Consider the following 6,885-nt stretch of genomic DNA (forward strand, 5'->3'; position numbering starts at 1 on the left):
TAACTCTTTATACCTTATGTGCCTTTTAGGCGGATCCATCATAAACTTCCCAAACTTAACCTCTAAACATGCTGTTCTTTTTGGCTTATTATCTCTTGCAGGGATTTCAATTTCTATTGTACCAATGCTAGAGAAGTCTTCAACAAATTTCCATAATTTTTGTTTATCGTTGGAAAATCTGGATTTTCTATTTATATCTCGATCTTTGGAAGCTCTTACTAAAACTGCTGAGTTAAGATTACGTGCAAGTTCAAAAAATTCATAAATATCTGCCTCTCTATCACATACAGTTATAGCTTCAGTTTTAGTTGAGTCTATAATGCTATCTGTTTTCTTTAGGCTTTCTAGCCACTTTATACTTTCTTTATCTTCAATATGTGCTCTTTTACGATTCCTCTCTTTTAGCTCTTTGGCTTCTTCAGAAACAGGTGGTCTCGAGTAAATTTTTTGATCTAGTATTCCTAATGCCAAGCCTTCTGTACTAACAGCAAAAGCTGTATGCAGCATAACACCCTTACTACGTTTTCTTGAGATAATTCCCAACCCACTTGTTTTTTTATGGCCCGTGTATGAAATACAACTTGTATCTTGAATTACAAGAATCTTTTTATGAGCTTTTATTCTTTCAACAGTTTTTGTAGTATGTGAAGCTAGAATATCGCTTTCTTTCACGTTCTCATTTTGAAAAAAACGATATGCCCATTTTGCTTCTGACCAACTTTCACATGCTTGATTGATTGAACTTTCAGGCATATTTGCCAAGCTATCAGCAATATTCTACTAATCGATCAGTTAATCTTTTATCCCCAAGTACAGCATTTCCAAATTCATTTTTAGCCCATTCATTACTCTTGCTTTCCATTTTACACCCTCAATATTTGCAAACTTTAATATTGTAATACTTTGTTTTTATGTCCATTTATATTTGTGGGTAATAGTAAGATTTGAAACAAAGGAATCCACTGTTGACTCCATAGCTATTGTAGCAACTTCGCACTTCTTTAACCACTTTGCTATGTTGTGAAGATCTTCTGTAAAACAACTAAACTTTTGCACACATTGCTCATCTCTTCCTTCAGGAACACATACATAATGTACAGATGAGCCAATGTCTATTCCTGCCGCATCAGGATTCATTATTTCTAATTTACTTTTGACCTTTGCCATTTTAAGTACTCCTCTATAATTTATAATGAAGAAGTGCTTCAGCTTGAAACGGTATAATTAAAGCAATCTCCTAAACGAGGTAGTCTGAGTAGACTCCATCAATGGTTTAACCGTCACCTTCAAAACCATACTTCTGAGCGGGCACTTATGGCACCACTAGTCTGGTCGGTTATAACTGCAGAAGTAGCTTCTTCGTAACAATTATATCGAAATGGTATACAAAGTGAAATTTAAGAAGAAGGGAATTTCTTTCTGGTATAATCAACAAGAAGTTGTTGGTTTATTGCTTCTGATAGTTCTTTCCCATTTGCACGCGTTATTATCCTACTACACTTTACTGTGACAGCATTGCGAGATATTTGTACTTCTCTTCCCATCAATATATCAATAAAACCATTAGATAATTTTACCTCCTCTGTTACTTTCAACCCATTAGGAAACGTTGTTGATTGCTTATATCGCCCTACAGCAGAGCCTGTTGAACCTCTTAGCATATTTATTATAAGACTTCTGATTCTTACCTCAGGTGGCAAGTCTATATTTACATGCGTAACTACCCCTCTTTATTATATTTCATTACTTGCATTCTAAAATGCTAGAATTGCCTTGTCAATGAAAATCATAATTCCACTGCTCATTGGTGGATTCATCTGTAATGGTAAATGTAGAAGAATATCTAGTATAAACTAATTATCATCTCCAAATATAGAACCAATTTTTTTGCCTTCTGGGGAAAATTTATTAGTCCAGCTGCTTTGTACTTTGTTTATATCTTTAAAGGCAGTTTTGTTGCTATACTTCTTTACTTCTTTATCTATTCTCTCCATTATTTGTTGATCCAGGTAGCTCTTTTTCCATTGGTTAGTAGCAAGAAATACTTTGTTTAAATCTTGAGTGCGAATTAGATACTCTTTATCTTTAGGATAAACCTCCTGAGCCCAAGCGAATAGCTCAAAATAGCGTGCAAATAATTCAGATGCGCGTGATTTTGGAATTTGGTAAGCTTGTATCTCTTTAAATATAATTTGACCAATAATTTTTTGTACCAGAATATTTGACTGCTTTAAGTTCTGCTCAATATCCTGATAAACTTTATAGAGAAATTCTTGCTCTAATCTTAAGTCCAGTTCATTTTCAACCATATGTGAAAGTTCATGTACTATGATGTAAGGATTTGACCTTCTTAGCACAATAACATACTTATTTACACCAGAAGATCGAATTGTCTTACATACTCCCTCTTCCATATCCACTAATCCTTCTTGATATATCTCAAATGAGAGTCTATTTTGCTTTATTAGTGACAAAGTGAGGTTTAATGTATTTCTAAACTTCTCAAATTGATAGAGATATTCGACATATCGTATTACGTTTTCACTATTTCCTATTTGAGTTGCTTGTTTTATTAAGTTCCTGATTAGCATGCTTTATTATAAAGGAATTTTCTTTATAATAAAGAGGTATAAAGTGTTTTCAGGAAGCATAGCTAAAGTAATTTAAGTTCACTGACATCCCACTACTTATTAGCAGCCAAGAGATACCACGGTAGCATGACTTAGGAATGTATAACGTAACTTTTAAGTGCAATATCAAATAGATTCTACTAAAAATCAATCAAATCTTCACATGTTTGTTCTTCATAAAAGAAGTTCAATGTTATCGTAGTACCAAATTTTGATTCACTTTTAATGTTGAAAGTTCCACCCATTAACTCTACTAACTTCTTGCTTAGCGGTAATCCAATACCTGTGCCTTCGTTCCTATATCCTGAATCTGCTTGGCCAAAAACGGACATGACTTTATATATGTCCTGCTGCATTATCCCTATCCCATTATCATGAAACTCAATAGTTAATAAATTTTTTCTATATTCTCTTTAATAATCATTCTTATTAAACCACCTTTAGGAGTGAATTTGATTGCATTTGATAACAAATTTATTATAACTTGCTTCATTCTTTTGGGATCGGTGATAACTAATAATTGTTTATCAGATATCTCTTTCTTTAAACTAATTCCTGTTTCTTTTAGTTTAGGTGATAGCATATTTAAGCACGAATCTATTATCTTATTCAGGTTAAACTTCACTTTCTCTACCGTTAAACTACTTGATTCAGCTTTAGAAAAATCGAGTACATCATTAATTAAAGCAAGTAAATGCGTACCTGCATTATATATATCGTCTACATATTCCTTGTATTGAGAGTGATCTACCGAACCTAAAGTTTCATTTTTGATCAACTTTGCAAATCCAATAATAGAATTAAGAGGTGTACGCAACTCATGTGTAACGCTTGCAAAAAATTTTAACTTGTTTGCATTCTCCTGCTCTAATGTCTCTTTAATCTGTTGTAATTCAATATTAGTTTTATGCTGCTTGGCTAGCATTTCTGTATTAGAAAAGTGCAAATAAAGCATTATCAGTATTAAGGTGAGTAATAATAAGCCCACGAATATTAAAAACAAACTATATACCACAACACAAGAGTCATCATAGCTTTGAATAATCTTCAAAAAAAACGAAGGTTTAGTGTCACCTTCATGAAATATAGGAAAAGTAGAAGTTAATGTATTTCCTGTAGCATAAAATATTTCTTGATTGTTTAGCAACTTATCAATTTCATCGTTTGTAAGTAACTGCTCATAATCATGACCTTGAGTATTAAAATTACTGAAAATTACTCTGGCATTTTGATCATACAGTATTAAGCTAAAATTCTTTACTTTGCCCACTGATTGTAATAATTCAGCACGCAGTTTTACCAGCTGGTTTATGTAGTCAAAACTGTTGTATTTAATATGATGCTTTTCTATTAGTAAATAATGGTATTTTTTTATTATACTACTTTCCAATAGATTTTTTAAGTTTACATTCGAATTACGGTAAGAAGAAAGAAAATTATTCCTTAATGAATAATTGCAATATATTACGCTAAACAAAATCACAAGGATTAATGAGAATAGCGTGATAATTTTTGTATATCTATTTTTTTTAGTTTAGTAAAAATTAATTTACTTAATTTATACATACCCTTCTCATTGTAAAATAACGGCTTTTATGGTATTAATTAAAAATTAGCATATCATACTTTTATGACAATTTCTCCTATCTTGCCAGTTTATTCTCCTATTAATATAAATTTTTCTTATGGTAAAGGTATTTACTTGTATGATATCGACAACAAGCGCCATATAGATTTTCACTCTGGAATAGCTGTTAGCAGCTTAGGTCATGCCAACCCACGGTTAACTAATGTCCTAAAATTACAAGGAGAAAAGCTATGGCATATATCAAATACCTATAATATCTCTACTGCCAACAACTTTGCAGAAAATTTAATAAACAATAGCTTTGCTGATACCGTATTTTTCACAAATTCTGGATCAGAAGCAGTGGAGTGCGGACTTAAGATTGCCAGGGCCTATCAAAACGGAAAGGGTAATAAAAATCGCCATAGAATTTTAACGTTTCATGGTGCATTTCATGGCAGAACATTTTTAACCTGTGCTACGAACGATAGACAGAAATTTTCTGAATTACTGAATCCTTACATTGAATGGTGTGATAACATAGAGTCCAATATTGAGAGTGTAAAGAAAGCAATTTCCAGTGGTATAGGTGTTATATTAATAGAACCAATACAGGGACAAGGTGGTATCAAAGTAATGGATGATACCTTTATGCAGGAACTAAGAAAACTATGTGATGAAAATGATATATTGTTATTTTTTGATTGCGTGCAGTGCGGTGCTGGTAGAACAGGAAGATTATTTGCGTACGAACACATAGGAGTTAAGCCTGACATATGTGCCCTTGCAAAAGGAATAGGGGGAGGGTTCCCGCTAGGGGCTTGTCTTGCAACTGAAAAGGCTGCTAAGTACATCGCGGTCGGCATGCATGGTTCCACTTTTGGTGGCAATCCACTTGCAACTTCAGTAGGCAATGCTGTACTGGATGAATTGCTCAGCACTGGCTTCTTAGAAAACGTTGAAGTCAGAGGTAAGTATTTAAAAAATAAATTAGAGGACTTAGCGAGTAAGTTTCCAATGATAGAAGAAGTAAGAGGAAAAGGGTTAATGCTCGGAATAAAAGTAAAAATGAATAACCAAAAGTTTGCAGAAGAGCTAAGTCACCGTAGCTTACTCACTGTTGGAGTAACATCAGATAACGTTGTAAGAATTTTGCCTCCACTCATTATCACTGAAAAAGAGATTGATGAAGGCATTGAGATCCTCACTCAATATTTAACTGAAAAATCTTTCAGTTAAGCGTAGCAGACCTGCTCGCTAGTTGTTGGCTGTACTGAAATTGCGGACAAATCAGTAGCTATAGCTACTTCATTCATACACTTTACCTTTTCCTGCTCTCTTATCAGTGTAAGTTCATTTATATCACTGAGTGAGTCAAGCTTTGTTGCATTATCAAATATCAACAATTGTAAGATACTTTTTGTAATATTGAAGAAAGCCGAATTGCCAAGCGATAATGTCATGTATAATAGGTTCTGCTGCATTGAACCGTTTCTCAAAACACATTTAGACAGTTCCTTGTATCTTCATAGCGTAAGGTATTAGAGCTAAAATATCTTACAGGAAGGGTGAAGCCGTCGTACAACTAATGCCAATAAGGCCGATTTGAAGATTTGCTCCCCTTCCAATTAGAGTTATAAAGACTGAACAGTATCTTTGGAATTATATCCCGTATTACAAGGTTGGTCTAAACTCTCAATTCGTTATAGTCCTAGAGGAAATTTTATGCAAGTCAATGCTATTTTAGGTGTAGACATTTCTAAAAAGAAACTTGATGCTTGTTTATTGATAGACAACAAAGAACGACATAAAGTTTTTCACAATAACAAGGAAGGTTTTGAAAAGCTTGGTGTAATAATCACGGAGCAGTCCTTATTCATCTGTGCCTAGAAGCGACTGGTTGTTACAGTGAAGATATAGTTATTTTTATGTATGACCTTGGACATAATGTAAGTGTGGTAAACCCTGCTCAAATCAAGGCTTTTGGCAAAAGTGAGCTACTCAGAAACAAAACAGATAAGTCAGATGCTGCCATGATTGCTAGGTTTTGTATTGCTAATAAACCTAATCTTTGGAAACCTGCTCCTACTGAAGTCAAGCGTTTAAGAGATCTCTATCGTTGTTTGCAAGCATTTAAAGACGACAAGTTACAACAGATGAATCGCTTGAAATATGAATTCCCGTTGTAAGCAAGCCATACTTGAAGTAGTTGCTACAATAGAAACAGAAATTTCTGCTATAGAAAAAGAGATTTGTGAGCATGTTAATAACCATTCACACCTAAAAAATATGATAGAAAACATCAAGACTGTAAAAGGTATAGGACATCTTACTGCTGTTGCTATCGTTGCAGAAATGCCATCTGTTGATAATTTTGATAATGCTAGACAATTTACAGCCTTTGCCGGTCTAAATCCTGAATATTACCAATCAGGTTCATCTGTCAGTAAAAAAAGTAGAATATGTAAAATAGGGTCGGAACGTATTCGCAAAACTCTTTATATGCCAGCTATAGTAGTCAAGAATCATAATTCTCACTTTCAAAAGTTTTGCCAACGTTTAGCAAGTAAAGGAAAATGTCCAATGGTAATAATTGTCGCATTAATGAGAAAATTAATGCATGTGGTTTTTGGTATTTTAAAAAATAATCAACCATTTAATGGTGATTTAGTGAAATAATCAGTTGAC

General features: G+C 33.5%; 4 protein-coding genes and 4 pseudogenes. 2 read left to right on the forward strand and 6 right to left on the reverse strand.

Annotated elements, in window-relative coordinates; translation table 11 throughout:
* The 5 genes and pseudogenes from Wcon_RS07460 to Wcon_RS07480 all read right to left on the reverse strand — a co-directional run.
* Positions 1 to 862, reverse strand: a pseudogene (locus Wcon_RS07460) (IS4 family transposase); the annotation flags it as partial.
* A gap of 53 nt (positions 863 to 915) precedes the next feature.
* Positions 916 to 1,167 (reverse strand): annotated as a pseudogene (locus tag Wcon_RS07465) (IS110 family transposase); the annotation flags it as partial.
* A 230-nt stretch (positions 1,168 to 1,397) separates the two neighbouring features.
* Positions 1,398 to 1,661, reverse strand: coding sequence for a hypothetical protein (locus tag Wcon_RS07470; protein WP_147269172.1), 264 nt, complete (start codon positions 1,659 to 1,661; stop codon positions 1,398 to 1,400).
* A gap of 192 nt (positions 1,662 to 1,853) precedes the next feature.
* Positions 1,854 to 2,591 carry a WD_0702 family putative metalloprotease gene (locus tag Wcon_RS13410; protein ID WP_114517748.1) on the reverse strand — a complete coding sequence of 246 codons (738 nt, stop codon included), beginning with the start codon at positions 2,589 to 2,591 and terminating at the stop codon, positions 1,854 to 1,856.
* A 179-nt stretch (positions 2,592 to 2,770) separates the two neighbouring features.
* A pseudogene (locus Wcon_RS07480) lies at positions 2,771 to 4,196 on the reverse strand (sensor histidine kinase).
* A gap of 64 nt (positions 4,197 to 4,260) precedes the next feature.
* On the opposite strand from Wcon_RS07480, the gene Wcon_RS07485 reads away from it, so the two are divergent.
* Entirely contained in the window at positions 4,261 to 5,436 is a 1,176-nt protein-coding gene (locus Wcon_RS07485) for an aspartate aminotransferase family protein (protein ID WP_114517749.1), read from the forward strand.
* On the opposite strand, the gene Wcon_RS07490 is transcribed toward Wcon_RS07485, so the two are convergent.
* Positions 5,433 to 5,681: a hypothetical protein gene (locus Wcon_RS07490; protein WP_237350109.1), complete on the reverse strand. Its 249-nt coding sequence runs from the start codon at positions 5,679 to 5,681 to the stop codon at positions 5,433 to 5,435. The two genes, Wcon_RS07485 and Wcon_RS07490, sit on opposite strands and share 4 nt — an antisense overlap.
* A gap of 241 nt (positions 5,682 to 5,922) precedes the next feature.
* Between Wcon_RS07490 and Wcon_RS13415 the strand changes: the two are divergent.
* Positions 5,923 to 6,876 (forward strand): annotated as a pseudogene (locus Wcon_RS13415) (IS110 family transposase).
* Positions 6,877 to 6,885 lie beyond the last annotated feature (9 nt).

Source organism: Wolbachia endosymbiont of Cylisticus convexus, from assembly GCF_003344345.1.

Excerpts from the sequence above, each read along its gene's own strand:
- Wcon_RS07470 (WP_147269172.1), bottom strand. The coding sequence starts at position 1,661 with ATGCTAAGAGGTTCAACAGGCTCTGCTGTAGGGCGATATAAGCAATCA.
- Wcon_RS13410 (WP_114517748.1), bottom strand. The coding sequence starts at position 2,591 with ATGCTAATCAGGAACTTAATAAAACAAGCAACTCAAATAGGAAATAGT.
- Wcon_RS07485 (WP_114517749.1), top strand. The coding sequence starts at position 4,261 with ATGACAATTTCTCCTATCTTGCCAGTTTATTCTCCTATTAATATAAAT.
- Wcon_RS07490 (WP_237350109.1), bottom strand. The coding sequence starts at position 5,681 with ATGCAGCAGAACCTATTATACATGACATTATCGCTTGGCAATTCGGCT.